The organism is Geodermatophilus sp. SYSU D01180 (genome assembly GCF_054050415.1).
The window spans coordinates 1-25,430 of sequence record NZ_JBJGZH010000024.1 but is presented as its reverse complement, the minus strand read 5'-3'; the positions used below and the strand labels follow the sequence as shown (position 1 = coordinate 25,430).

The window sequence follows — 25,430 nt, the reverse complement described above, 5'->3', positions numbered from 1 at the left end:
CGGGTGGGGCGAGCCGGCCGGGACCTCACGTCAGCGGGCGGTCTGCGCCTCCCGGCGGGGGAGCACCCAGTCGGGCCGCACGTAGTGGCAGGTGTAGCCGTACGGGTGCTTCTGCAGGTAGTCCTGGTGCTCCTCCTCGGCCTCCCAGAAGGGGCCGGCCGGCGACACCTCCGTCACGACCTTCCCGGGCCACAGGCCCGAGGCGTCGACGTCGGCGATCGTGTCGAGAGCGACGCGCCGCTGCTCCTCGCTCGTGTAGAAGACAGCCGAGCGGTAGCTCCGGCCGACGTCGTTGCCCTGCCGGTCCACGGTCGTCGGGTCGTGGATCTGGAAGAAGAACTCCAGGAGCTCCCGGTACGTGATCACGTCGGGGTCGAAGACGATCTCGACCGCCTCGGCGTGGTCACCGTGGTTCCTGTACGTGGCGTTCGGGGTGTCGCCGCCGGAGTAGCCGACGCGGCTCGAGAGCACTCCCGGGCGCTTGCGCAGCAGGTCCTGCGCGCCCCAGAAGCAGCCGCCGGCGAGGATCGCGGTCTCGGTGGTCACGTGTGCCTCCCTCTGTGTCGAGCGTGTGGCTGAACACCGCGACCGGGGCCGGTCTTCCCACCGGCCCCGGACGGGGCGGCGGTCAGGAGCGGATGAACTCGAGCAGGTCGGCGTTGATCGTCTCGGCCTGCGTCGTCGGCATGCCGTGGGGGAAGCCGCCGTAGGTCTTCAGCGTCCCGTTCTGGAGGAGCCCGGCGGACAGCGGCCCCGAGTTCGCGTACGGGACGACCTGGTCGTCGTCGCCGTGCATCACCAGGACCGGCACCGTGATCTTCTCCAGGTCGTCGGTGAAGTCGGTCTGGGAGAAGGCGACGACGCCGTCGTAGTGGGCCTTCGCGCCGCCCATCATCCCCTGCCGCCACCAGTTCGCGATGATCGCCTCCGAGGGTTCGACGCCCGGCCGGTTGAACCCGTAGAACGGCCCCGACGGCAGGTCGCGGTAGAACCGGGACCGGTTGGTCGCGACCTGGGTCTGGATGTCGTCGAACACGCTCTTCGGCAGGCCGCCGGGGTTGGCGTCGGTCTGCACCATGAGCGGCGGCACCGCGCTGATCAGCACCGCCTTCGCGACGCGCTCCTCACCGTGCCGGCCGAGGAGGTGCGCGACCTCGCCGCCACCGGTCGAGTGGCCGACGTGCACGGCGTCGTGCAGGTCGAGGTGCGCCGTCAGCGCGGCCAGGTCGTCGGCGTAGTGGTCCATGTCGTGCCCGTCGCCGGTCTGGGTCGAGCGGCCGTGCCCCCGCCGGTCGTGCGCGATGACCCGGTAGCCCTGCGCCAGGAAGAACATCATCTGCGCGTCCCAGTCGTCGGCCGACAGCGGCCAGCCGTGGCTGAAGACGATCGGCTGACCGGTGCCCCAGTCCTTGTAGAAGATCTCGGTGCCGTCGTCGGTCGTGATCGTGCCCATGTCGTGCCTCCGTCGGTCTCGCGGGGGTGGTGGGTCCGCAGGTGGGACGGCCGCTCCGGACGTGCTCTCGGGGTGGGGGAGCCGGGGTCGACGGCCGGCGGCAGGCTGCGGTCGGGCGGTTCGGTGGACCCGGGTCGGCGGGTCCTGTCCTCGGCCTGCGCGTGCACCAGCGGGCCGACTGCACGGTGTGGTTCTCCGGCCGCCACAGCGTCGTGGGGCCGCCCGGGCGAGCGCAACCCCCGTGACGCACCGGCTCGTTCCGTTGCTCCGGACCCTCAGGAGGGGGGCGTCACGCGGCGGCCGGGACGACGACCACCTTGCCGGGCAGCCCGCCGGTGGCGGCCCGGGCGTGCACGTCGGCCAGGTCCGCCAGGGGCACCCGCTGGGCGACGTCGACCCGCAGCTCCCCGCCGTCGACCAGCGCCACCAGTTCGGCCAACTGGTCGGCGTCGTTGCGGACGAAGAGGTCGATCCCGCGCACGCCGCGCTCCTCGTCGGACGGGGCGGGCATCCACACCGTCGTGTTCACGAGGGCGCCGCCGGGACGCACCAGACCGGCCAGCGCGGCCAGCTGCGCCGGGTCGACCGGCGCGAGGTTGAGCACGAGGTCGACCGGCTCGGGGACGGCCGTGGTCACGTCGGTGGTGGTGTGGTCGACGACCTCGTCGGCGCCGTCCGCCGTGACGCGGTCCCTGCTGCGAGGTCCGGCCGTCGCGATGACGTGCGCGCCGGCGCGCCTGGCCAGCTGGACGGCGTAGCCGCCGACCGCGCCGCCGGCGCCGTTGACCAGCACGCGCTGCCCGGCCGTCAGGCCGCCGTGGTCGAACAGCGCCTGCCGCGCGGTGAGGCCGACGATGGGCAGGGCCGCGGCGTCGGGCAGCGGGATGCTCCGGGGCGCCGGCGCCAGGACCCCGGCGGGCGCGACGACGTACTCCGCGGCCGCGCCGTCGGCCCCCATCGGCAGGAACCCGACGACCCGGTCGCCGACCTGCACGCCGTCGACGCCCTCGCCGAGCGCGTCCACCGTGCCGGAGACGTCGATGCCGGGGGTGTGCGGCAGGACGACCGGGATGGGGCCCTGCATGCTGCCGGCGCGGATGGTGCCGTCGACGCCGTTGAACGACGTCGCGGCGACGCGGAGGCGCACCTCCCCGGCGCCGGGGACGGGCAGGTCCACGTCCTCGTAGCGGAGGACGTCGGGGGCGCCGAACTCGTGGAACCGGACTGCCTTCATGGCCGGACTCGCTCTCGTCTCGCGGTTGGCTTCGAATTCGAAGCACTGAGCCGACCGTAGACCTGCTTCGAATTCGCAGCAACCCCGACCGTGGCGGACCGGGGCCCGTCCTCAGGTCCCGGCCGCGCGGCGGCGGGGTGCGGCCGAGCGGGGCGGTGCCGCGCGCATGTGGTCGCGCACCGGTGCCAGCAGGCCGGCGAGGTCCGCGACCTGGGCCCGGGACAGCGGCGCGAACAGCAGGTCGCGGACGACCTCGACGTGACCCGGCAGCACCTCGGCCAGGAGTGCGCGCCCGGCGTCGGTGATGGTGACCGTGACGCCCCGCTCGTCGTCCGGGGAGGGGGCGCGCGCCACCAGGCCCGCCTTCTCCAGCAGGCCGGCCTGGTAGGTGAGGCCGCTGCGGCTGTAGACGACGCCGTCGGCCAGGTCGGTCATGCGGGCGCTCCCGGCCGGCGAGTCCCCGAGGCGGGCCAGCAGCTGGAACTGCACGTAGCTGAGGCCGCCGGCGTCCCGCAGCTGCTGCTCCACCGCGTGCCGCAGGAGGCTGGTCACCTCGATCAGGTCGAAGTAGGCGCCGAGCTGGACGGGGTCGAGCGACGGGGACGAGGCGTTCATGGCGGGAGCCTAGGTGCTTCGAATTCCGACCAGGGCGGGCTCAGGTGACCGGCAGCGCGACGAGCCGGGCGGCCAGCTCGGCGTTGCGGCGGAGGAACGGCGTCCACCCGGCCGGCGCTCGGGTCCCCGGGGCGGCGCGGGTGCAGGGCTCCTGGTCCCAGTCGCGCACCCGGCCGCCGCGGATGCGCAGCCGCACGAGCACCTCGCCCGTCCAGCCGGTGACGTCGCCGTCGGCCTGCCCCTCGGGCGCGGTGACCCGCTGCGGCGCCACCACCCACTCGACGGCCTCGATCTCCTCCTGCAACCGGGCCGCGGCCTCGTAGGCCTGCGCCGCGGCCGCGGCGTCCCGCCGGGCGCCCAGCGCCGCCAGCGCGGCCGCGACCGCGGCCGGCTCGCGGTCGAGCACGGCCGTCAGCGCGGCGGCGAGCTCCGGCAGGGAGGCGTCCCGCGCACCCCGCAGCCGCGCCAGCTCCCGCTCGCCGGCGCTCCGGCCGGGGCCGGCGTGGGCGAGCGGGTACACGCGGCTCAGCCCGGAGACGGCCGACCGCACCCGGCGCCGGCCGAGGTAGGGGCCGAAGTGCCGCACCCCTGGCGCCGGGCGGGCGTCGTGGACGACGTCGAGGCGGGGCGCGTCCGCCGACGGGTCCAGCCGGATCCGGACGGGGACCTCCAGCCCCCCGGGGATCCGGTTCCACGGTGGCAGGGACCGCTCGAGCAGGTTGCGCTCGGCCCACGCGGCCTCGTGCACCGAGTCGCAGACCAGCGCCTCGATCCGGGCGACCCGGCCCACCATCCGGCGCAGGTGGCGGCGGTCGCGCAGGTCGCCCCAGTACGAGCTCACGCGGGAGCGCAGGTGCGTGGCGCGGCCGACGTACAGCACGCGCCCGGCGCCGTCCCGGAAGCGGTACACGCCGGGCGCGGCCGGCAGCACGGCGACGGCGTCCGGGCGGGCGGGCACGCGCCCATGGTGCGCGCGCCGGCCCTCGCGAGGCGGCGGCCCGCCCCACCCGTCCCGGGCGTCACACCCGCCCCGTCGGGGACGGGGGGCGGGCCGTCCGCCACCGGGCGCCGGGCCGTTGCGCCGCTGTGGTTGGCTCGACGGTCGGGAACGACCGAGGAGGCCCCCATCCCCGCTGACCGGATCCTGGAGGCGGCGACGCGGATCGCCGACCTGCTGCTCGACGTCCAGACGACGGTGAACGCGCAGATCGACGCCACGCTCGCCGACCTGCTGCCCGGCGTCCAGCAGCAGGTGGGCGTCTCGGCGGCGGACGGCGCCGACCTGTCCGGCCTGGTGAACGCGCGGATCACCGGCCTGAGCGTCGTCGTCACCCCCGCGGCGGTGGCCACCGTCGTCCCGCTGTCGCCGGAGTCGGCCGCCACGACGCGCGCCGCGCGGACCGCGGTCACCGACGTCCTCACCGGCGCCGACGACCGCCTCGTCGTCATCGCCGGCCCCTGCTCGGTGCACGACCCCGTCGCGGCGCTGGAGTACGCCGCCTTCCTCGGCCGCATGCGGGCGCGGCACGGCGACGACCTCGAGATCCTCATGCGGACCTACACGGAGAAGCCGCGGACCGAGGTCGACTGGAAGGGCTTCGCCTACGACCCGTTCCTCGACGGGTCCAACCGGATCAGCGTCGGCCTGGTCGCCACCCGGATGCTCATGTGCCGCATCACCGGGCTGGGCGTGCCCGTCGCCGCCGAGCCGCTCAACGCGCTCACGCCGCAGTACGTCAACGGGCTGGTGACCTACAACGGCGTCGGCGCGCGCAACGTCACCGACCAGACCGCCCGCGAGCGGGTGTCGGGCTTCTCCTCGGTGGTCGGCTTCAAGAACTCGCCCGAGGGCAGCGTCGACTCCGCCATCCAGGCCGTCGTCACCGCGCGCGCCCCGCACGAGTTCCTCGGCGTCGACCACCACGGGGTGTCGGCGCAACTGTCGACCACCGGCAACGACACGGGTCACGTCATCCTGCGCGGCACCAAGGACGGCCCCAACTACTCGGCGGCGCACGTCGCCGAGGTGAGGCGGAAGCTCGCCGCGCGCGGGCTGCCGGAGGTGGTCGTCGTCGACGCCTCCCACGGCAACAGCCAGAAGGACCACCGGCGCCAGCCCGCGGTCGTGCACGACCTGGCCGAGCAGGTCGCCGGCGGGGAGCAGGCGATCCGCGGCGTGATGATCGAGAGCAACCTCGCCGAGGGCCGGCAGGACCTCGACCGCGAGCACCCCGAGCGGCTCGAGTACGGCGTGAGCGTCACCGACGCCTGCGTCGACCCGGCGACGACGGAGGCGCTGCTGGCCGAGCTGGCCGCCGCCGTCCGGTCCCGCCGCGGCACCGCCTGACCGCCCGCGGGCCGGGGGCTGGCCCTCCCCGGCCCGGGCGGGCACCATCCCTGCTCACGGCGGGGCCCGCGGTCCTGCCCGGAGGACGGAGGTGGCCGGTGACCGCAGGGACCGTCGACCGGATCGGCGTCGTCGGCGCCGGGATCGTGGGCCTGGCGGTCGCCCGCCGGCTGGCCGAGCTCCGGCCCGACCTGCACGTGACGGTGGTGGACAAGGAGGACGACGTCGCCGTCCACCAGACCGGCCACAACAGCGGCGTGGTGCACGCCGGGCTCTACTACGCGCCCGGCTCGCTCAAGGCGCGGCTGTGCACCCGCGGGCGCGGCCTGCTGCGCGAGTTCTGCGCCGAGCACGGCCTCGCCTACGCCGAGTGCGGCAAGCTCGTCGTCGCCCGCCGGGACGACGAGCTGCCCGCCCTGGACGAGATCGAGCGGCGGGCCACCGCGAACGGGGTGCCCGGCCTGCGCCGGCTGTCCGCCGAGGGGCTGCGCGAGGTGGAGCCGGAGGCGGCGGGCGTCGCGGCGCTGCACTCGCCGCACACCGCGATCGTCGACTTCCGCGCCGTCGCCCGCGCCATCGCCGGCGACCTGCGGGACAAGGGTCACGACGTGCGGCTCGGCTTCGAGGTCACCGCGGTGCTGCCGCAGGTCGGCGGGGGAGTGGTGGTGTCCTCCGGCCGCGAGGCGTTCGCCGTCGACCGGCTGGTGGTCTGCGCCGGGCTGCAGAGCGACACGGTCTCGCGGCTGGCCGGCGACGACGCGGGGCCGGCGATCGTGCCGTTCCGCGGCGAGTACTTCCGGCTGGTGCCCGAGCGCGAGCACCTGGTCCGCGGGCTGATCTACCCGGTGCCCGACCCCCGGTACCCGTTCCTCGGCGTGCACTTCACCCGCCGGGTCGGCGGCGGGGTCGACGTCGGGCCCAACGCCGTGCTGGCCCTCGCCCGCGAGGGCTACCGGCGCCGCGACGTCCGGCCCGCCGAGCTGCTGCGGACGCTCACCTGGCCGGGCATGCGCCCGCTGGCCCGGCAGCACTGGCGGATGGGCGTGGCCGAGTTCCGCGGGTCGCTGTCGCGCCGGGTGTTCCTCGCCGCGGCGCGGGAGTTCGTGCCCGCGCTGACCGACGACGACGTGGTGCGCGCCCCCGCCGGCGTCCGCGCCCAGGCCGTCGACCGGGACGGCAGCCTGGTCGACGACTTCCGGGTCCACCGGCTCGGCCCGGTGGTCACCGTCCGCAACGCGCCCTCGCCGGCGGCCACCTCCTCGCTGGCCATCGGCGAGCACGTGGCCGAGCGGGTCCTCGCCGACGACGGGGACTGACCGGTCAGTCCCGCGGCCCGCCGGCCGGCACGGGCGGGGCGGCCGGCAGCAGGAACCCGGCCGAGGCGATGGCCAGGCAGGTCGAGCAGAGCAGGGAGAGCCCGTCGTGCGGGCACGCGGACCGCCGGTTCGCCACCTCCAGCCGGTGCACCAGCCAGCGTGCCCACACGCGCTCCCACCGGGACGCCACGACGCCGCCCCTCAGCGCCCGGGGGCCACCGGCGGCGCGGGCTCGGCGACCGGGCCCACGACCGGAACCACGACCGGGCGCGGCAGCACGGGGAGCGCGACCCCGGCCGGCCGGCGCCACGGGCCGCGGAAGAACAGGACGGCGACCCCGAACAACGCCATCGTGCCGAGGGACACGACCATCCAGGTGCGCCAGTCGGCGGCGTCGACCACGCGCGGGGCTCCCAGCAGCACGACGACCGCCATGGCCTTGCTGAGGAAGGAGAACAGGCCCCACGCGGTGCCCTGCAGCCGCGGGTCGACGTCCTCGGCGTTCTCCGAGTAGTTCGCCATCCACGGCCCGTAGGCCACGCCCAGGCCGGCGCCGAGCAGCACCCCGGTCACCATCAGCGCCGTCCAGGACACCCCGGCCGGGTCGGCCATCAGCCGGATCAGCACGACGCCGCACACCAGCGCGACCAGCGTGCCGCCGAGGGAGAACGGGCGGCGCAGCTGCAGCCGGTCCGACAGCCGCCCGGCCGCGACCAGCGTGCCGAGGTTGAGCACCCAGAACAGCATCATCACCTGGGACGCCTGCGCGGTGGTCAGCGCGAAGGTGTCCACCAGCATCGTCTGGCCGTACAGCGCCAGGGTCAGGTAGGTGACCAGCCAGCAGGCGATGCCCAGGCAGTGTGCCCACACCGCGACCGAGCGCAGCAGGTCGCCGGGGCGGGCCGGGCGGGCGTCGTCGGCGACGCCGAGGGCGCGCTGCTCGCTCTGCAGGATGCTGGCCCGCAGCGTGGGGGACAGCTCCGCGATGTTGGCGGCGATGACCAGCGAGACGACGAGCGAGACGCCGCCCATGAGCCAGAACTGCGACCGCCAGCTGTCGTCGAAAGCGGCCAGCGTCGCGCCGGCGACCGCCGCGGCGAGGAAGTTGGCGCCCACCGGCCCCCAGGTCCAGAACGCGAACGCCGTCGCCCGGCCCATCCGCGGGGAGAAGTCGCGGACCAGCGGGGCGGTGCTGGCGATCGCCACGCCGTCGACGAAGGACAGCACCGTGCGGGCGACCAGCAGCTGGGTCGGCGTCTGCACCAGCGTGGTGGCCACGCACAGCAGCGAGGTGAGCAGCATGAGCGGCACCAGCAGCCGGACGCGGCCGACGGAGTCGGTGAGCCGCCCCCCGATCAGGCCCGCGACGGCGCCGGCGAGCATCGCGGTGGCCGAGATGCCGCCGTAGGCCGCCAGGCTCATCCCGAGGTCGTCGAGCAGCAGCGGCACGACCGGGGCGATCTGCGCCTCGAACGAGCAGATCAGGCTGGCCAGCACCGCCATCGCGAGGATCCGCCGGCGGCGGCGCCCGGTCGGGTACTCGTCGAGCCGGCGGACGTAGGAGCGGGGCACGGCGCCTCCTCCGGCGCGACGTCGTCGGCGCGCCCCAGGCCGGTCGGACCCCGCCGCGGACGGCGGCGGGACGTCCCGGGAGTGCTCCGTTCCGGAACGCGGGGAGACACTCGGGCAGGACCCGGAGTGTTGTCAAGGTCACACCCGCGCGCCGGTCAGCGGGGACCGAGCGGGCGCACCGTCCCCTCCTGCGCGACGGTGAGCACCAGCCGGCCGGACCGGTCGAACAGCCGGCCGGCGCACATGGTCCGCCCGCCGTCGGCCCAGGTGCTCTCCTGGTCGTAGTGGAGCCACTCGCCGGGGCGGGCCAGGCGGTGGAACCACACCGCGTGGTCCAGGCTCGCCGCCGCGACGTCGGGCGCGCCGATCACCGTCCGGTGCGGCGCCAGCGAGGTGGACAGCAGCAGCACGTCGGAGACGTAGGCCAGGACGGCCGCGCGCGCCAGCGGCCCGTCGGGCAGGTCCTCGCGCGAGCGCACCCAGAACCGCTGGCGCGGCGCCGCCGCCTCGCCGCGCGCGGCGGCCTGCCGGGGCAGCTCGCCGTCCAGGCGGAACTCCAGCGGGTGCCGGTCGGCCAGCCCGTCCAGCCACGCGCGCAGCAGCCCCTCCGCCCCGGCGCCGGCCTCGAGCGGGCCGGGCAGCTCCTCCGGCGACGGGGCGTCCAGCCGCGGGGTCTGGTGGGCGAAGCCGGGCTCGGGCCGGTGGAAGGACGCGGTGAGCTCGAGCGTCGTCCGGCCGCGCTGCTGCGCCCGCACCCGGCGGGTGGCGTAGCTGCCGCCGTCGCGCACCCGCTCCACGGAGTAGCCGGTGTGCTCGGCGGCCTCCCCGGCGCGCAGGAAGTACGCGTGCAGCGAGTGGACCGACCGGTCCTCCGGCACGGTCCGCCCGGCGGCGACCAGCGCCTGGGCGACGACCGCGCCGCCGAAGGCCCGCTCGGGGGAGGCGCGGCGCGGACCGGCCGCGAACGCGTCCGGACCCGCCGGCCGCAGGTCGAGCAGCTCGGCCAGCCCACCGGTCACGTCGCCTCCCGACCCCTTGACGGCGCGAATTGAACCACTGTTCGATTCGTGACGTGGGTCGCACTCCGGGCGCCACCGCGGCGGGCACGCGCGAGCGGCTGCTGCGCGCGGCCGCCGACGTCTTCGCCCGGCGGGGCTACGAGGGCACGCGCGTGTCCGAGGTCGCCGACGCCGCCGGGCTGAGCAACGGCGCCCTCTACGCCTACTTCGGCTCCAAGGCCGCCCTGCTCGTCGACGCGCTGCGCGTGCACGGCCGCCGGCTGCTCGCCGACCTCGTCGCCGCCGACCCCGGCCGCTCGGTCGCCGACCTGCTGCTGGCCAGCGGCCGCACGCTGCGCCGCCGCCGGGACCCCGACGGCGACCTGCTGGTCGAGGCGCTGGTCGCCGCCCGCCGCGACGACGACGCCGCCGGCCCGGTGCGCGACTACGTGCAGGAGCGCGCCGCGTGGCTGGCCGGCCTGGTGCGCCGCGGCCAGGACGACGGCGAGATCGACGCCGCGCTGTCCCCGCGCGCGGTCGCCCACCTGTGCCTGTCCCTGGCCGTCGGCACCGCGCTGGTCGGCCCCGACGTGGACCCGGTCGACGACGCGGAGTGGACGGCGCTGCTCGCCCGCCTCGTCGCCGGACTCGCACCGCAGGAACCACCCGCCCGAGGAACGGAGAGCCGCCCGTGAGGATCTCGATCGACCCGTCGCTGTGCCAGGGGCACGGCCGCTGCTACGACCTCGCGCCCGACCTGTTCGGCGCCGACGACGAGGGCTACTCGACCCTCCTCGTCCCCGGCGGGGAGGTGCCGGCCGGGCTCGAGGACGACGCGCAGCTGGCCGCCGACAACTGCCCCGAGGCCGCCGTGCTGGTGCTCGCGCAGGAGCCGGCGCGGTGACCGTCGACGACCGCCCCTTCGCCGACGCCGGCACCCTGCGCTCGGACCCGGCCCTCGGCACGTTCAGCGAGGTGCGCAGCGGCCCGGTCGAGGACTGGGCCACCGACTTCTCGCACACCGCGGAGGAGTGGGCGCAGGGCGCGATCGGCATCTGGGACGACCTGCGGCAGCGCTGCCCGATCGCGCACACCGAGCGGTTCGGCGGCGCGTGGCTGCCCACCCGCTACGAGGACGTCGCCGCCGTCGCCTACGACACCGAGCACTTCTCCTCCCGCGCGATCATCGCGGGCAACTTCCGGCCGCCGCGGGCGCTCGCCCCGGTCGGCGGCACCCCGCCGATCTCCTCGGACCCGCCGTTCCACCACGACGCGCGCAAGCTGCTGCTGCCGGCGTTCACCAAGTCCGCGGTCGGCCGGCAGGAGGAGAGCACCCGGGCCTTTTGCCACTCGCTGGTCGACGCCCTGGAGGGCCGGGACGTCGTCGACGCCGCCGCCGACTACGCCCAGCACATCCCGGTGCGGGTCATCGCCGACGTGCTCGGCTTCCCGCCCGAGGACGGCCCGCGGTTCCGGCAGTTCGTCGAGAACGCGCTGGAGGGCATCGACCTGCCGCCCGAGGAGCGCCTCGCCCGCAGCAGCCACCTGTTCGAGTACCTGCTCGCGCAGATCCAGGACCACCTCGAGCGCCCGCGCGAGGACCTCACCACCTACCTGCTCGAGGCCGAGCTGTACGGCCGCCGGCTCGAGCCCGCGCACGTCGCCGGGACGATGGCGCTGCTGCTCATCGCCGGCATCGACACCACCTGGAGCGCGATCGGCGCCTCGCTGTGGCACCTCGCCGGCCACCCCGACGACCGGCGCCGGCTGGTCGCCGAGCCGGGGCTGCGGCCCACCGCCGTCGAGGAGTTCCTCCGCGCGTACGCCCCCGTCACCATGGCGCGCCTGGTGAAGGAGGACGTGACCTGGCGCGGCGTCGAGATGAGGGCCGAGGACTGGGTGCTGCTGTCCTTCCCGGCCGCCAACCGCGACCCCGCCCAGTTCGAGCGGGCCGGCGAGGTGGTCATCGACCGGCAGGTCAACCGGCACGCCGCCTTCGGCCTGGGCATCCACCGCTGCGTCGGGTCGCACCTGGCGCGGATGGAGATGCGGGTGGCGCTCGACGTGTGGCTCGACCGGGTGCCCGAGTTCTCCCTGGCCGACCCGGCCGGGGTGCGCTGGTCCACCGGCCAGATCCGCGGCCCCCGCGCGCTGCCGCTCCGCATCGGCTGAGGCCGCGGCCGGCGGCGCCGCCGTCGGGGCTCAGACCCCGACGGCGGTGCCGCAGACGCCGCAGACCTCGAGCCGCCGGCGTCCCCACCGGGCGACCGGCACGAAGAACACGCTCAGCTGGCGGAACTGCCGCACCCGCGCCCAGCGGGTGGTGTTGCCGCACCGCGGGCAGGTGCGCACCGCCCCCGGGCCGAGGTCCTTCTGCCGCGTGCCGAACCCGAAGAGGAGGAACACCCGGCCAGCGTAGGTCGGCCCGAGGGCCCGGGCGCCGTCCGGACCGGGCCGTGGGACCGTGGAGGGATGGTCCGGGTGGGTCTGGTGCTGGGTGGCGGCGGCGTGGTGGGGCAGGCCTACCACGCGGGCGTGCTGGCGGTGCTGCAGCACGACGTCGGCTTCGACGCGCGCACCGCGGACGTCGTCGTCGGCACCTCCGCCGGGTCGATCACCGGCACCCTGCTGCGGGCCGGCGTCTCGCCGGAGGACCTCGCCGCGTGGACGGTCAAGGCGCCGCTGTCCGGCGACGACGACGTGCTGCGGACCATCGCCGCGACCCCCGTCCCCGAGCTCGCGCCGTTCCGCCCGCTCGACGTGCTCCGCCGGCCGATGCGCGTGCCCGGCCCGCACCTGGTCGCCCGCGCCCTGGCCCGCCCGTGGCGGTTCCGGCCCCTCACCGCCGGCATGACGCTGCTGGCCGCGGGCCGGCACGACATCGTGTCCCAGCTGGGAGCCCTCCGGGAGGTCGAGGGGCCGACCTGGCCCGAGCGCGACCTGTGGATCACCGCCGTGCGCCGGCGGGACGGGCGCCGCGTCGTCTTCGGCCGTCCCGGGGCGCCGCCGGCGCCGGTGCACCTGGCGGTCGCCGCCTCCTGCGCGGTGCCCGGCTACTTCGCCCCCGTGACCATCGGCCGGCACGCCTACGTCGACGGCGGCGTGCACTCCGCGACCAACGCCGCGGTGCTGCGCCGCGCCGGGGTGGACGTCGTCGTCGTGCTCGCCCCGATGAGCGGGTCGCCGGGCTGGCGCCAGGACTTCACCGCCGCCATGCGCCGGTTCTCGCAGCGGCAGCTGGACCGGGAGGTCAAGGCGCTGCGCGCGGCCGGGATCCGGACCGTCGTGTTCACCCCCGGTGCGGCCGAGCAGGAGGTCATGGGCGCGGACTTCATGTCCGGCGAGCGCGTCGACGAGGTGCTGCAGCAGTCGTTCTTCCAGGCGGGCGCGCACGCCGCGACGCCCGAGGTGGCCGCCGTGCTGCGGGAGGCGGCCGACCGCGACCGGGTGTGACCTGCGGCCAGCGACTAGGTTCGGCACCTGACAACGTCGCCGGTGGCCAGGGGGTCGAGCGTGGGCAGGTCGGTGCTGGTGACCGGCGGCAACCGGGGGATCGGGCTGGCGATCGCCCGCTCCTTCGCCGAGCAGGGCGACTCGGTGGCGGTCACCCACCGCGGCAGCGGCGCCCCCGACGGGCTGTTCGGCGTGCAGTGCGACGTCACCGACGCCGCGGCCGTCGACCGGGCGTTCGCCGAGGTCGAGGAGCAGCAGGGGCCGGTCGAGGTGCTGGTGAGCAACGCCGGCATCACCCGCGACGGGCTGCTCATGCGGATGAAGGAGGACGACTTCACCGACGTCCTCGACGCCAACCTCACCGCCGCCTACCGGGTGGCCAAGCGCGCCTCGGCGAAGATGGTGCGCGCCCGGTTCGGCCGCATGGTGTTCGTCAGCTCCGTCGTCGGGATGCTGGGCTCGGCCGGCCAGACCAACTACGCGTCGAGCAAGGCGGGCCTGGTGGGCCTGGCCCGCTCGATCGCCCGCGAGCTCGGCAGCCGCAACGTCACCGCGAACGTCGTCGCGCCCGGGTTCGTGCGCACCGACATGACCGCGGAGCTGCCGGAGAAGCGACAGCAGGAGATCCTCGGGCAGGTGCCGCTGGGCCGGTACGCCGAGGCCGACGAGATCGCCGCCGTCGTCCGCTTCCTGGCGAGCGACGCGGCCGGATACGTCACCGGGGCGGTCGTCCCGGTCGACGGCGGACTGGGGATGGGGCACTGATGAGCGGCATTCTCGAGGGCCGGAAGGTCCTCGTCACCGGCGTGCTGACCGAGGCGTCGATCGCCTTCGCCACCGCGCGGATCGCGCAGGAGCAGGGCGCCACGGTGGTGCTGTCCAACTTCGGGCGCGCGCTGTCGCTGTGCCAGCGGATCGCCAAGCGGCTGCCGCAGGAGGCGCCGGTCGTCGAGCTCGACGTCACGGACACCGAGCACCTGGCCTCGCTCGCCGACCGGCTGCGCGAGGCCGGCCTCGACACCCTCGACGGCGTCGTGCACTCCATCGGCTTCGCGCCGCAGGAGGCGATGGGGGAGGGCTTCCCCGAGGTCGCCTGGGAGCACGCCGCGACCGCGTTCCAGGTGTCGTCGTGGTCCTACGCCTCGCTCGTCCAGGCCTGCCGGCCGCTGCTGGCGAACCCGTCCTCGGTCGTCGGGCTCACCTTCGACGCCTCCGTCGCCTGGCCGGTCTACGGCTGGATGGGCGCGGCCAAGGCGGCCCTGGAGTCGGTCAGCCGCTACGTGGCCCGCGAGCTCGGCCCCGACGGCGTGCGGTCCAACATCGTCGCCGCCGGCCCGCTGCGCAGCATGGCCATGAAGTCCATCCCCGGCAGCGCCCAGTTCGAGGAGGCGTGGGAGGGCCGCGCCCCGCTGGGCTGGTCGGTCACCGACACCGAGCCCGCCGGCAAGGCCGTCGTCGCCCTGCTGTCGGACTGGTTCCCCGCCACCACCGGCGAGATCGTGCACGTCGACGGCGGGTTCCACGCCGTCGGCGTGTGACCGGTCACAGGGCCACGCCGTCGGCGCCCGACCGCATCCGAACCGCCCCGTAGCACCGAAGGACGTCCGTGCCCCGCGCCACCGTCGACATCAACCCCGGCCAGCGTCCCGACGAGGACCCCTCGCTGGCCGTCCGCAACAACGGGGGGACGCCGCCCGCGGCGGCGCCCGCCCCCGCCGGCCGCCGCGAGGCGCTGCTGGTCCTGTCCTTCGGCGGTCCCCGTGGCCACGACGACGTCATGCCGTTCCTGGAGAACGTCACCCGCGGCCGCGGCGTCCCGGGCGAGCGGCTGCTCGACGTGGCCGAGCACTACCACCACTTCGGCGGCGTCAGCCCGATCAACGAGCAGAACGAGGCGCTGGTCTCCGCGGTCCGCGAGGACCTCGCCGCGAACGGCGTCGACCTGCCGGTCTACTGGGGCAACCGCAACTGGGACCCCTACGTCGAGGACGTCTGGCAGCAGATGACCGACGACGGGATCGAGCACGTCTACGTGCTGGCGACGTCGGCCTACGCCTCCTACTCCGGGTGCCGGCAGTACCACGAGGACGTCGCCCGGGCCCGGATCGCGACCGGCGGGGGCCCGACGGCGGAGAAGCTGCCGCACTACTTCGACACCCCGGGGTTCGTGCGGGCCAACGCCGACGCCCTCGCCGCGGCGCTCGCGCGGCTGCCCGAGGAGCACCGGGCCACCGCGCGCCTGGTGGCGACGGCGCACTCGATCCCCGACGCGATGGCCGACGTCGCCGGCCCCGACGGGCACGCCTACGAGGCGGAGCTGCTGGCGGCCGCGCGCGCCGTCGTCGACGCCGTCGAGCCGGGCCGCGACTTCGACCTGGTCTGGCAGTCCCGCAGCGGCCCGCCGTCGGTGTCGTGGCTGGAACCCGACGTCAACGACCACCTGCGCGCGCTGCACGAGAACGGCGAGACGGCGGTCGTGCTGTTCCCGATCGGGTTCGTCAGCGACCACCTCGAGGTGATCTGGGACCTCGACAACGAGGCCGAGGAGACCGCCGGGGAGCTCGGGCTGGCGTTCGTCCGGGCCGCGACGGCGGGCACCCACCCGGCGTTCGTCGCGATGGTCCGCGAGCTGCTCGAGGAGCGGCGCGCGGGCGGCGAGCCGCGGCTGGGCACGAACTGCCCGGCGTCCTGCTGTTTCGTTCGTCGCCCTACCGGGCGACACCGCGACCAGGAACCGTCCCCGGCGTGAGCTGAGCCCCGTCGGTGTCCCGGTCGCGGGAGCCTCCGGCCCCCGCGACCGGTCCACCGTCCGTCCTGACCCGTTGACGGGCCCCGGCCCGCGGGTGGACCGTCGGGCCACCGGGGGCCGGACGAGGACGGTGGGCCGTGGTCGAGGTCGCTCCCGCCAACGCCGCGCAGCTGCAGGCGTGGGACGGCGCGCAGGGCGCGTACTGGGCCGCGCAGGCCGACCGCTTCGACCGGTCGGTCGCCCGCTACGACGCCGCCTTCCTCGCCGCGGCCGACCTGCGGCCGGGGGACCGGGTCCTCGACGTCGGCTGCGGCACCGGCCGGACGACGCGGGAGGCCGCGCGCCGCACCGGGTCCGCGCTCGGGGTGGACCTGTCCTCGGCGATGCTCGACGTCGCGCGGCGCCGCGCCGCCGACGAGGGGCTGACCGGCGTCCGGTTCGAGCAGGCCGACGCCCAGGTGGCGGCCTTCCCGCCGGCCGCGTTCGACGTGGCGATCAGCCGGACCGGCGCAATGTTCTTCGCCGACCCGGTGGCCGCGCTGGCCAACGTCGGGCGGGCGCTCGTGCCCGGCGGCCGGCTGGTCCTGCTCGTCTGGCAGGCGGCCGAGGCCAACGAGTGGATCACCGAGATCACGGGGGCGCTGGCCACCGGCCGCACGCTGCCGGCACCGCCGCCGGGCGCACCGGGCCCGTTCTCCCTCGCCGACCCGGCGCGGGTCCACGAGGTGCTCACCGCGTCGGGTCACCGTCAGGTGGAGGTCGAGGGTCTGGCCGAGCCGGAGTGGTGGGGGGCCGACGCCGACGAGGCGCTGACCTTCGTCCTCGGCCTCGCCGGCTGGCTGCTCGACGGGCGGGACGCGGCCGCCCGGGACCGCGCCGTGGCCGACCTGCGGCGCCGGCTCGAGGCGCACGCCGGGCCCGACGGCGTCGAGCTCGGCTCCGCGGCCTGGCTGGTCACCGCCCGCCGCGCCTAGCGCCCGACGGGCGCCCAGCGCCCGACGGGCGCCTATCGCCACACGGGCGCGATCTGCCGGGTGTAGCGGCGGCCGAACACCCGGGACAGCACGGCGGTGACCGGCGCCGGGACCGTGGCGCGCAGCGCCGCCCGGTCGCCGTCGCTGATGCCGTCGGTGAGCCAGGCGAAGAACGAGCCGGCGTCACCGGGAGAGGTGTGCCGCAGCCTCCCGGTGACCGCCCGCCACTCGGCGGTGCCCTCGTGCTCGCGCAGCAGCGGCTCGAGCACGGCCTCCTCGTGGTCGAGGTGGCCGACCACCACCTCACGGGCGCGGGTGACGGCGGCGCGGGCCACCCCGGCATCGGCGCCGGACCCGGTGCGGGCCAGCGCCGCCAGCGCGTCCCCGGTGTCCGCGAGCGCCGCCGACAGCGCCGCGTGCTCGGTCTCCATCTCCGCGAGCAGGTCCCGGCCCACGCCGGTGCCCTCGAGGAACGGCCAGACGTGGGCGTCCTCGCCCTCGTGGTGGTGGGTGAGCTCGCGGCGGAGGTTGGCGAACGCCCGCTCGAGCTGCCGCGCCCGCTCCCGGTCGCCGTCGCGCCAGGGGTCCAGGGCTGCGGCCAGCCGGGCCAGGTCGCGGCGCACGGCGTTGTGGATCAGGCCGTTCATGGTCGGCACCGTCATGGCGGCGGACCGTAGCGGCGGCGGCCCGCCCGGGGTGCCGCTACGGGCGCGGGACCGCGTTGTACGCGGCGACGGTCGCCTCGCGGACGGCGGTGGCCAGCGGGCGCAGCGCCTCGTCGCGGGCGGCGGCCTGGCCGTGGGTGACCGCGCCGCCGGGGGTGTCGGTGAGCGCCAGGTCCAGCACCCGCGCCAGCCGCTGCGCCCGCGCGAGCACCGAGGACGCCAGCGGGTCGGTGTCCGGCGGCAGCTCGGGGGCGCGGGCGCTGCCCAGGCCGGCCAGCAGCGCCGGCACCTCGGGGTTCCAGCGGGCCAGGTCCAGGGCGGCGAGGGTCCGGGCGGCGTCGCCGACGGCGAGGTCCAGCGCCCCCGACACCGCGCGCAGCGAGCCCTCGACCGGCGGCGGCGCGGGCGGGACGCCGGTCAGGTCGACCGCCGTCCACGCGGTGACCTCCGGCCCGAGGTCCTCCGGCACCAGCGCGACAGCGTCGCCGACCGCGACCTGCCCCGCCTCCAGCGCCAGCGCGGCCAGGCCCGGCGCGGACGGCACGCCCCGGACGTCGCCGGGCACCGGCAGCACCAGCCACAGCCGCCGCTCGCCCAGGCCGCGCAGCGCGGTCAGCGCCCAGCCGAGGGGGACGGCGCCGGAGGTGCCGGGCAGGCCGGTGACGCGGTGGGCGCGGTCGTCGGTCAGCGCGTCGAGCGCGTCGTCGTAGGAGGCGCGGCCGGACAGCCACGCGGTCGCCCAGACGGCGAACCGCCCGGCGGGGAGGTCGTGGAGCACCCAGCGAGGCTACGTCGGCCGCGATGCGGGGGCCCGGAGACGGCGGGTGGTCTGGGAGACTGGGGACGTGGCTGCGTGGGTGCTCTGGCTGGTCGCCTCGGGCCTGTTCGTCGCGGGCGAGGTGGCCAGCCTCGACCTGGTCCTGCTGATGTTCGCCGGCGGCGCGCTGGGCGGGGCCGTGGTGGCGCTGGCGGGCGGGTCGCTCGCCTTCCAGATCGTGGCGTTCATCGCCGTCTCGGTGTTCCTGCTGGCGAGCGTGCGGCCCGCGGCGAAGGCGCACCTGGAGAGCCGGACGCCCCGGCACGTCGACGGCGTGCAGGCCCTCGTCGGCCGCACCGCCACGGTGACCCGCGAGGTCGGTCGGTCCAGTGGCCGCATCCGGGTGGGCGCCGACGAGTGGACCGCCCGCACCGACTACGGCGACGGCACCTTCCCCGTCGGCGCCACGGTGCGGATCATGCAGGTCGACGGGGCGACCGCGGTGGTCGGCGAGGCGCTCGAGCTCTGAGCCCCGCGCGCCGGGGCCGTGACCCCGGGTGCCACCCGGGGGATGATCACAGCGGGACCCGACCCGAGGAGCGCCGCCGTGACCCCTGCCCTGATCGCGCTGATCGTCGTCGCCCTGCTGGTGGTGCTCGTCGTCGCGAAGAGCGTGACGATCGTCCCGCAGGCCCAGGCCAAGGTGGTGGAGCGGCTCGGTCGTTACAGCCGCACGCTCTCCCCGGGCCTGTCGCTGCTCGTGCCCTTCGTCGACCGGGTGCGCGCGACGGTCGACCTGCGCGAGCAGGTGGTCTCGTTCCCGCCCCAGCCGGTGATCACCGCCGACAACCTGCAGGTCGGCATCGACACCGTCGTCTACTTCCAGGTCACCGACCCGCGGCTGGCGGTGTACGGCATCGCCAACTACATCACCGGCATGGAGCAGCTGACCACGACGACGCTGCGCAACGTCGTCGGCGGGTTGAACCTCGAGCAGTCCCTGACCGGCCGTGACGGCATCAACAGCCAGCTGCGCGAGGTGCTCGACGGCACCACCGGCCCGTGGGGGCTGCGGGTGGCGCGGGTGGAGATCAAGGCGATCGACCCGCCGCCGTCGATCCGCGACTCCATGGAGAAGCAGCTGCGCGCCGACCGCGACAAGCGGGCGATCATCCTGCAGGCCGAGGGCGCCCGGCAGTCGGCGATCACCACCGCCGAGGGCCAGAAGGCCGCCGCGATCCTGTCGGCCGAGGGGAAGAAGCAGTCCGCGATCCTCGAGGCGGAGGCGGAGCGGCAGAGCCGGATCCTGCGGGCCGAGGGCGAGCGGGCGGCGCTGTACCTGCAGGCGCAGGGGCAGGCCAAGTCGATCGAGACGGTGTTCCGGGCGATCCACGAGGGCCGGCCCGACCAGGGCGTGCTGGCCTACCAGTACCTGCAGACGCTGCCGCGGATCGCGCAGGGCGACGCGAACAAGATGTGGATCGTCCCCAGCGAGTTCAGCCGCGCGCTGGAGGGCCTGGCGAAGCTCGGCGGCGCCGACGGCGACGGCCGGTCGTTCCTCGACGTCCCGCCGCCCGCCGACGGGGCCCCCGCCGGCGCCGGCCTGGACACCAGCGGCTGGTTCGAGTCGCAGCTGCCGCCGGCCGCGGAGCAGCCCGAGGCGAAGATCGAGCTGCACAGCATCGCCGACGCCGGACCGGCCCTGCCGGCCCCCGAGCTGCCGCCCACGACGTCGCTGGCGCGGGCGGCGGAGGAGGACGTCGCCCACGGGGGGACCCCCGACGGCGGGCGGCCGCAGGGCTGACCCGGGCGACCGGGACGGCCCCCCGCGGGGGGCCCTCCCTCAGTCCTTGAGCAGGCCCTCGCGGAGCTTGGCCAGGGTCTGGCTCAGCAGCCGGGACACGTGCATCTGGGAGATGCCGATGTCGGCGGCGATCTGCGACTGGGTCATGTTCCCGAAGAACCGCAGGATGAGGATGCGGCGCTCGCGGGCCGGGATGGTGGCCAGGAGCGGCTGCAGCGACTCGCGGTACTCCACGCCCTCCAGCGCCGCGTCCTCCTCGCCGAGGGTGGCCGCGAGTGTGGGGGAGTCGTCCTCGCCGGAGAGCCGCTCGTCGAGCGAGCTGCTGCGGTAGGCGTTGGCCACCGCCAGGCCCTCGAGGACCTCCTCGCGCGGGATGCCCAGGTGCTCGGCCAGCTCCGACGGCGTGGGGGCGCGGCCGTTCTTCTGCGCCAGCTCGCCGACGGCGGAGTTCAGCGACAGGTGGAGCTCCTGCAGCCGCCGCGGCACCCGCACCGACCAGCCCTGGTCGCGGAAGTGCCGCTTGATCTCCCCGGTGATGGTGGGGACGGCGAAGGAGAGGAACTCCACCCCGCGGGTCGGGTCGAACCGATCGATCGCCGCGATCAGGCCCAGCGTGCCGACCTGCAGCAGGTCGTCGAACGGCTCGCCGCGGTTGCTGAACCGGCGGGCGAAGTGCCGGACGAGGGGCAGGTGCTCCTCGACCAGGATCTCGCGCAGCCGCTCCCGCCGAGGGTCGTCCTTCTCCAGGGTGGCCAGCTCGGCGAACAGCGGCGCGGTCCGCTCGGCCCGCCGCCGGTTGTCCGAGACCGGCGCGCTGTCGCCCTCGCGGGCGCCGGCGGTCCGCCCGGTGCCCGACCGGGCGCCGTCCTCGGTGTCGCTGTCCTCGGCGTCCTCGCCGTCCTCGGTGTCGGTGTCCTCGGTGTCGGTGTCCTCGGCCTCGACGTCCTCGGCCCGGCCGGCCGGGTCCGGGGCGGTCACCGGCGGATCGTCGTGCAGGGCGTCCTCCTCGGCGGAGGCCCGGGGACCGGCGGTCGCCGGCGTCACGGGGCCACCGAGTCGTCGCTGCCCGCGGAGCCGACCAGCTGCGCCGGCCGCTGCCCGGGCAGGTACTTGTCCATGGAGATGACCGCCACCGCGCCCTCGCCGCCGTCACCGGCCGGCACCTCCCGCTGGGAGGCCGGCCGGCCCTCGACGTTGTCCGCCAGGGTCTGCAGCACCGCCCAGCCGAAGCCGTCGCGGGGGACGTCGGTCCCCTCGGCGGTGGGCACCCACGCGTCGATGTGCAGCCCGGCCCGGGTGGTCTCGAAGACGACCGTCAGCGGCGCGTCGCCGAGCGCGATCGCCGCGAGCGTCGCGCAGGCCTCGTCCACCGCCAGCCGCAGGTCCTCGACCGAGTCCAGGTCGTAGTCCATGCGGATGGCCAGGTCACCGGCCATCGCCCGCACCGCGGGCAGCTGGGTCGGCGTGGTCGGCACGCGCAGCTCCAGCCGTTCCGCGCGCCGCCCGTCCTGGGCGAGGGCACCCCTCGAGTCCGCCATGCGTCGTCCGCTCCTCATCAGTACGTCCGGCCGCGGCCGGTCTGCTCCGCAGGTGTCCGGGGCCGCGGCGCCCGGTCCCATCCTGCCCCGCACGCGGCTCCGCGGTGTGCGCGGGGCGGGGGCGGGAGGCGACCGGGCCGTGTCCCAGCGGAACGGACTACCCGTCGCCGGCGCGTCGGCAAACACCGTGTGTCGACGGCGTCGCGCGCGGTTGCCGGGGCACCGGCCCTGTGGTCTGTTGGTCCCCGGATGAACGCCAGCCAGGGCAGTCTGCCGCCGGGGCCCCGTCCCGCCGAGGACGAGGGCCCTGCCGCGCTGGTGGCCGCGCTGGAGGACGCGCCGTCGGCCCTGTGGTTCGTGGCCGGGCCCGGCCCGCGGACGCTGTGGGCCAACGCCCGGGCCCGCGCGCTGGGGCCCACCCCGCACGACCTGCCCGTCGTCGGCGACCGGCCGGTGGCCGACGTCGTCGCCGACGTCCTGCGCACCGGCCGGCCGGTGACCCTCTCCGGCGTCCTGGCCGGCGACGGCCCGGAGGTCACCGTGGCCGTGCAGCCCCTGGCCGCCGGCGCGGAGCCCGGCGCGGTCCTGGTCCTCGAGAGCGGCGGCGAGGAGGAGGGCCCGGCCCCCGCCGACGTCGTGGGGGAGGCGCAGCACTCGCTGCTGCCGCCCTCCCTGCCGCTGCTCCCCGACGTGCGGCTGTCGGGCAGCTACCACCCGGCCAGCTCCGACCGCGCCGCCGGCGGCGACTGGTACGACGCCGTGTCCCTGGGCCACGGCCGGCTGGCGCTGGTCATCGGCGACGCCGTCGGCTCCGGGGTGCCGGCCGCCGCCGCGATGAGCCGGCTGCGCGGGGCGATGCGCTCCAGCGCGCTGCGCGACCCCGCCCCAGCCGCGGTGCTCGCCGCCCTCGACGACTTCGCCGGCCAGATGGACGACGTCCAGGGCGCCTCGGTGTTCTACGCCGTCCTGGACGCGGCCACCGGCGCGCTGACCTACGCCGCCGCCGGGCACCCGCCGCCGCTGCTGGTGGAGGCCGACGGGCGCACGACCCGCCTGCCGGTCGACGCCCGGCCGCCGCTGGGGACGGTGCGTGGCGCGGCCACCCCGGTGGCCTCGGCCCGGCTGGAGCGGGGTGCCACCCTGGTCCTCTACTCCGACGGCGCGGTGGCCGCCGCCGGTCCGCCGCCTGCCGCGGGCCTGGACCGGCTCGCCGCGGTCGCCCGGGCGGCGCTGGCCGACCCCGAGGCCCTCGACGGCGACGCGGCGGCCGGGCTGGCCGCCACCATCGCCGCCGGGGTGCTCACCGGCGGCGGCCGCCCCGACGACGTCGCCGTGCTCGTGGCGCACCGCCGCGCGCGGTCGGTGGAGGCGCTGCGGCTGGACCTGCTGGCGGTGCCCGCGTCGCTGCCCGCCGTGCGCCGGCGGCTGAGCGCGTGGCTCACCGCGCTGGGCATGGGCGAGCAGGACCGGGTGGGCGTCGTGGTCGCGGTGGGGGAGGCCTGCGCCAACGCCGCCGAGCACGCCTACCGCGACACCGACCCCGGGCCGATGCAGGTCACCGCGGCGGTCGACGTCGACGGCGTGCTCACCGTGACCGTGCACGACGAGGGCACCTGGCGCCCGCCGGACCGCGACCCCGGCGACCGCGGCCGGGGGCTGCTGATCATGCGCCAGCTGGTCGACGGGATGGTCGTGCGCGGCGAGCACGGCACGACGGTCACCCTGCGCACGCGGCTGCGGCAGACGCCGGACGAGGAGCCCGAGCACCCGGCGGGCGGCAGCGGCGCGACCGTCGTCGTCGACCGGGAGGGCGCCGACCCGGTGGTGCGGGCGGCCGGCGACGTCGACCTGGTGAGCGCCGAGCAGCTGCGCATCCGGCTGCTCGAGGCCAGCCACGGCGGCACCGTCCGGGTCGAGCTGGACCTCACCGCGGTCACGCTGTTCAGCAGCGCGGCGGTGCGGGTGGTGCTCGCCGTCGCCGCGATCGCCGAGGCCGAGGGGTGGCGGCTGGTGGTGCACGCGCCCGACGGCGGCGTCACCCGGCACATCCTCGAGGTGAGCGGACTGCAGCGGCTGGTCGAGCTGCGCTGACCCCCGCCGGGCGACGGTCCGTTTACGGGACCGGCGTGGTGCGCATCCACTGCGCGTGAGACTCCGGCGCAGCGACGTGCACGGGCGCGGCTGGACCCGTCGCCGGGCCGGTCGCGGCTTCTCCTACCGCGACGAGGACGGGCAGCTGATCCGGGACGCGGAGCGACTGGACCGGATCCGGTCGATCGCGATCCCCCCGGCCTGGAAGGACGTGTGGATCTGCCCGTGGCCCAACGGGCACATCCAGGCCACCGGGCTCGACGCGGCCGGCCGCCGCCAGTACCGCTACCACGACGCCTGGCGGGCGCGGCGGGACGCGGAGAAGCACGAGCGGGTGCTGGCCATCGCCTCCGAGCTGCCCGAGGTCCGCGACCGGGTGGCCGAGGCGCTGCGCACCCGCGGGCCCAACCGGGAGCGGGTGCTCGCCTGCGCGCTGCGGCTGCTGGACCTCGGGACCTTCCGCATCGGCAGCGAGGAGTACGCGGAGGAGAACGGCACCTACGGCCTGGCCACGCTGCGCCGCGAGCACGTGACCGTGCGCGGGGAGCGGACGTTCTTCCGGTACACCGCGAAGGGCGGCATCGAGCGGGAGGTGGAGATCACCGACCGGCCGACGGCGACCGTCGTCCGGCACCTGCTCGAGCGGCCCGACGACGCCGGCGAGGAACTGCTGGCCTACCGGCTCGACGACGGCACCTGGCACGACGTGACCAGCGACGAGATCAACGCCTACCTCAAGGAGGTCAGCGGCGCGGAGATCACCGCCAAGGACTTCCGGACCTGGAACGCCACGGTGATGATGGCCGCCGCCCTGGCCGAGCAGCCGCCGCCGAAGAGCCGGACGGCGCGGAACCGGACGATCCGCGAGGCCTACGTGCGGGTCTCCGAGCAGCTCGGCAACACCCCGGCGGTGTGCAAGGCCAGCTACGTCGACCCGCGGGTGGTCGACCGCTACGAGAACGGGGAGACGGTGGCCGACGCGCTGGCCGACCTGGCCCGCGCCGACGACGACCGCGAGGCGCAGAAGGTCCTCGAGCAGGCGGTCTGCCGCCTCCTGTCCGCATAGCTGCCCCGGAAAGCCGACGAGGCCCCGCCGGAGCGGGGCCTCGTCGCAGGTGGTGCGGAGGGGTCAGCGGGCGCTGCTGTCCACGATGGTGAACAGGTCGATCAGGCCGGTGACCTCCAGCGGGCGGGTGACCGCCCGGGTGGTGGCGACCAGGCGCAGCTCGACGTCCCGGGACTTCGCCGACTTCTGGGTCTCGACCAGCACGGCCAGACCGGCGGAACCCAGGAACTGGACCCCCGACAGGTCGATGACCAGCTCGCGGGGCTGCTGCTCGAGCTGGGTGTCCAGCGAGGAGCGCAGCACCGGGGCGGTGAAGGTGTCGACCTCGCCGACGACCGTCACCGTGACCGCGCCGTCCTCACCGGTGGAGGTCGAGAGCGTGATCACGTCGTCGAAGGGTGCCTCCGTGCCCTCGGTGGACACGTCGTGCTGCCCCCCGGCGGGCAGGTCGGATGCGGTCACGGACGCAGCTCCTCTCAGTGGCCACGCCGAGCGGTGCGGCCACCGGTCAATCTACCGCCGTATGCCGCGGAGGTGTCGTCGCCCCCGGGCGGTCCGGCGTCGCAGTGGACACGCCGGAGGCGATCGGCCGGCCGGCGTGCGCGGCTGCCTGCTCAACCGCATTTACAACGTAGACAACCGAGTCGCCGTACGCCAACCAGCCCGGGGGGGGGGGGGGGGGGGGGGGGGGGGGCGGGGGGGGGGGGGGGGGGGGGGGGGGGGGGGGGGGGGGGGGTGGTGGGCGGGGTGGTGGGGGCCGGCGGGGCCGGCGTGGTCGGGGTCGGGGGGGTGGGGGGG

Annotated in this window: 28 protein-coding genes; 14 read left to right on the top strand and 14 right to left on the bottom strand. The window is 76.2% G+C overall.

Going from position 1 to position 25,430, the window contains the following annotated elements; translation table 11 throughout:
* Positions 1-30: 30 nt before the first annotated feature.
* The 5 genes from msrA to ACI8AA_RS18950 all read right to left on the bottom strand — a co-directional run bounded on the left by msrA (position 31) and on the right by ACI8AA_RS18950 (position 4,260).
* The gene (msrA, locus tag ACI8AA_RS18970) at positions 31-546 is read right to left on the bottom strand and encodes a peptide-methionine (S)-S-oxide reductase MsrA (RefSeq protein ID WP_457045937.1); all 516 of its coding nucleotides are present in this window, start codon (positions 544-546) and stop codon (positions 31-33) included.
* Between the two features lie 82 nt (positions 547-628).
* A complete protein-coding gene (locus ACI8AA_RS18965) occupies positions 629-1,453 on the bottom strand; it encodes an alpha/beta fold hydrolase (RefSeq protein ID WP_457045936.1) in 825 nt (274 codons plus the stop codon).
* A 289-nt stretch (positions 1,454-1,742) separates the two neighbouring features.
* Positions 1,743-2,687: an NADP-dependent oxidoreductase gene (locus ACI8AA_RS18960; protein WP_457045935.1), complete on the bottom strand. Its 945-nt coding sequence runs from the start codon at positions 2,685-2,687 to the stop codon at positions 1,743-1,745.
* Between the two features lie 111 nt (positions 2,688-2,798).
* Positions 2,799-3,302, bottom strand: a complete 504-nt coding sequence (locus ACI8AA_RS18955) for a MarR family winged helix-turn-helix transcriptional regulator (RefSeq protein WP_457045934.1) — start codon at positions 3,300-3,302, stop codon at positions 2,799-2,801.
* Between the two features lie 40 nt (positions 3,303-3,342).
* Entirely contained in the window at positions 3,343-4,260 is a 918-nt protein-coding gene (locus tag ACI8AA_RS18950; protein WP_457045933.1) for a hypothetical protein, read from the bottom strand.
* A 132-nt stretch (positions 4,261-4,392) separates the two neighbouring features.
* Here ACI8AA_RS18950 and ACI8AA_RS18945 point away from each other — a divergent pair, with 132 nt between their 5' ends.
* Entirely contained in the window at positions 4,393-5,649 is a 1,257-nt protein-coding gene (locus ACI8AA_RS18945; RefSeq protein ID WP_457045932.1) for a 3-deoxy-7-phosphoheptulonate synthase, read from the top strand.
* A gap of 98 nt (positions 5,650-5,747) precedes the next feature.
* A complete protein-coding gene (gene lhgO / locus ACI8AA_RS18940; RefSeq protein ID WP_457045931.1) occupies positions 5,748-6,965 on the top strand; it encodes an L-2-hydroxyglutarate oxidase in 1,218 nt (405 codons plus the stop codon).
* Positions 6,966-6,969: 4 nt separating this feature from the next.
* Here lhgO and ACI8AA_RS18935 read toward each other — a convergent pair whose 3' ends face one another.
* The 3 genes from ACI8AA_RS18935 to ACI8AA_RS18925 form a co-directional block, all read right to left on the bottom strand.
* On the bottom strand, positions 6,970-7,155 hold the full coding sequence (locus tag ACI8AA_RS18935) for a hypothetical protein (protein ID WP_457045930.1): 186 nt from the start codon (positions 7,153-7,155) through the stop codon (positions 6,970-6,972).
* 11 nt (positions 7,156-7,166) lie between these two features.
* Entirely contained in the window at positions 7,167-8,537 is a 1,371-nt protein-coding gene (locus ACI8AA_RS18930) for an MFS transporter (protein WP_457045929.1), read from the bottom strand.
* Positions 8,538-8,692: 155 nt separating this feature from the next.
* Entirely contained in the window at positions 8,693-9,556 is an 864-nt protein-coding gene (locus tag ACI8AA_RS18925) for an acyl-CoA thioesterase (RefSeq protein WP_457045928.1), read from the bottom strand.
* A 53-nt stretch (positions 9,557-9,609) separates the two neighbouring features.
* Between ACI8AA_RS18925 and ACI8AA_RS18920 the strand changes: the two genes are divergently transcribed.
* Genes ACI8AA_RS18920 through ACI8AA_RS18910 form a run of 3 tightly spaced genes read left to right on the top strand, consistent with a single transcriptional unit; the run spans position 9,610 to position 11,707 of the window.
* Positions 9,610-10,230, top strand: a complete 621-nt coding sequence (locus ACI8AA_RS18920; protein ID WP_457045927.1) for a TetR/AcrR family transcriptional regulator — start codon at positions 9,610-9,612, stop codon at positions 10,228-10,230.
* Positions 10,227-10,439 carry a ferredoxin gene (locus ACI8AA_RS18915; RefSeq protein ID WP_457045926.1) on the top strand — a complete coding sequence of 71 codons (213 nt, stop codon included), beginning with the start codon at positions 10,227-10,229 and terminating at the stop codon, positions 10,437-10,439. Before ACI8AA_RS18920 ends, ACI8AA_RS18915 begins: the two co-directional genes overlap by 4 nt.
* A complete protein-coding gene (locus ACI8AA_RS18910) occupies positions 10,436-11,707 on the top strand; it encodes a cytochrome P450 (RefSeq protein WP_457045925.1) in 1,272 nt (423 codons plus the stop codon). The genes ACI8AA_RS18915 and ACI8AA_RS18910 overlap by 4 nt, the downstream gene beginning before the upstream one ends.
* Before the next feature lie 30 nt (positions 11,708-11,737).
* On the opposite strand, the gene ACI8AA_RS18905 is transcribed toward ACI8AA_RS18910, so the two are convergent.
* Entirely contained in the window at positions 11,738-11,941 is a 204-nt protein-coding gene (locus ACI8AA_RS18905; RefSeq protein WP_457045924.1) for a zinc-ribbon domain-containing protein, read from the bottom strand.
* 66 nt (positions 11,942-12,007) lie between these two features.
* Here ACI8AA_RS18905 and ACI8AA_RS18900 point away from each other — a divergent pair, with 66 nt between their 5' ends.
* The 5 genes from ACI8AA_RS18900 to ACI8AA_RS18880 all read left to right on the top strand — a co-directional run bounded on the left by ACI8AA_RS18900 (position 12,008) and on the right by ACI8AA_RS18880 (position 16,711).
* A complete protein-coding gene (locus ACI8AA_RS18900; protein ID WP_457045923.1) occupies positions 12,008-12,988 on the top strand; it encodes a patatin-like phospholipase family protein in 981 nt (326 codons plus the stop codon).
* Between the two features lie 60 nt (positions 12,989-13,048).
* Entirely contained in the window at positions 13,049-13,753 is a 705-nt protein-coding gene (fabG, locus tag ACI8AA_RS18895) for a 3-oxoacyl-ACP reductase FabG (protein WP_457045922.1), read from the top strand.
* The gene (gene fabI / locus ACI8AA_RS18890; protein WP_457045921.1) at positions 13,753-14,526 is read left to right on the top strand and encodes an enoyl-ACP reductase FabI; all 774 of its coding nucleotides are present in this window, start codon (positions 13,753-13,755) and stop codon (positions 14,524-14,526) included. The genes fabG and fabI overlap by 1 nt, the downstream gene beginning before the upstream one ends.
* A gap of 68 nt (positions 14,527-14,594) precedes the next feature.
* Complete coding sequence (locus ACI8AA_RS18885; protein ID WP_457045920.1) at positions 14,595-15,737, top strand: ferrochelatase; 1,143 nt, start codon at positions 14,595-14,597, stop codon at positions 15,735-15,737.
* 137 nt (positions 15,738-15,874) lie between these two features.
* Positions 15,875-16,711 carry a class I SAM-dependent methyltransferase gene (locus ACI8AA_RS18880; RefSeq protein ID WP_457045919.1) on the top strand — a complete coding sequence of 279 codons (837 nt, stop codon included), beginning with the start codon at positions 15,875-15,877 and terminating at the stop codon, positions 16,709-16,711.
* Positions 16,712-16,743: 32 nt separating this feature from the next.
* Here the strand turns inward: ACI8AA_RS18880 and ACI8AA_RS18875 are convergent, their stop codons facing one another.
* Complete coding sequence (locus ACI8AA_RS18875; RefSeq protein ID WP_457045918.1) at positions 16,744-17,373, bottom strand: hemerythrin domain-containing protein; 630 nt, start codon at positions 17,371-17,373, stop codon at positions 16,744-16,746.
* A 40-nt stretch (positions 17,374-17,413) separates the two neighbouring features.
* On the bottom strand, positions 17,414-18,154 hold the full coding sequence (locus ACI8AA_RS18870; RefSeq protein ID WP_457045917.1) for a hypothetical protein: 741 nt from the start codon (positions 18,152-18,154) through the stop codon (positions 17,414-17,416).
* A 67-nt stretch (positions 18,155-18,221) separates the two neighbouring features.
* On the opposite strand from ACI8AA_RS18870, the gene ACI8AA_RS18865 reads away from it, so the two are divergent.
* Together ACI8AA_RS18865 and ACI8AA_RS18860 are read left to right on the top strand one after the other, a co-directional pair.
* Positions 18,222-18,662, top strand: coding sequence for an NfeD family protein (locus tag ACI8AA_RS18865; protein WP_456928001.1), 441 nt, complete (start codon positions 18,222-18,224; stop codon positions 18,660-18,662).
* Positions 18,663-18,740: 78 nt separating this feature from the next.
* Positions 18,741-19,937 carry an SPFH domain-containing protein gene (locus tag ACI8AA_RS18860; RefSeq protein ID WP_457045916.1) on the top strand — a complete coding sequence of 399 codons (1,197 nt, stop codon included), beginning with the start codon at positions 18,741-18,743 and terminating at the stop codon, positions 19,935-19,937.
* Positions 19,938-19,976: 39 nt separating this feature from the next.
* On the opposite strand, the gene ACI8AA_RS18855 is transcribed toward ACI8AA_RS18860, so the two are convergent.
* A complete protein-coding gene (locus ACI8AA_RS18855; RefSeq protein WP_457045915.1) occupies positions 19,977-20,981 on the bottom strand; it encodes an RNA polymerase sigma factor SigF in 1,005 nt (334 codons plus the stop codon).
* Positions 20,978-21,475, bottom strand: a complete 498-nt coding sequence (locus tag ACI8AA_RS18850) for an ATP-binding protein (protein WP_456927997.1) — start codon at positions 21,473-21,475, stop codon at positions 20,978-20,980. The genes ACI8AA_RS18855 and ACI8AA_RS18850 overlap by 4 nt, the downstream gene beginning before the upstream one ends.
* Before the next feature lie 249 nt (positions 21,476-21,724).
* Here ACI8AA_RS18850 and ACI8AA_RS18845 point away from each other — a divergent pair, with 249 nt between their 5' ends.
* Positions 21,725-23,566: a SpoIIE family protein phosphatase gene (locus ACI8AA_RS18845; RefSeq protein WP_457045914.1), complete on the top strand. Its 1,842-nt coding sequence runs from the start codon at positions 21,725-21,727 to the stop codon at positions 23,564-23,566.
* A gap of 55 nt (positions 23,567-23,621) precedes the next feature.
* The gene (locus tag ACI8AA_RS18840) at positions 23,622-24,632 is read left to right on the top strand and encodes a DNA topoisomerase IB (protein ID WP_457045913.1); all 1,011 of its coding nucleotides are present in this window, start codon (positions 23,622-23,624) and stop codon (positions 24,630-24,632) included.
* A 63-nt stretch (positions 24,633-24,695) separates the two neighbouring features.
* Here ACI8AA_RS18840 and ACI8AA_RS18835 read toward each other — a convergent pair whose 3' ends face one another.
* Positions 24,696-25,094, bottom strand: coding sequence for an STAS domain-containing protein (locus ACI8AA_RS18835; protein WP_110907395.1), 399 nt, complete (start codon positions 25,092-25,094; stop codon positions 24,696-24,698).
* Between the last annotated feature and the right edge of the window lie 336 nt (positions 25,095-25,430).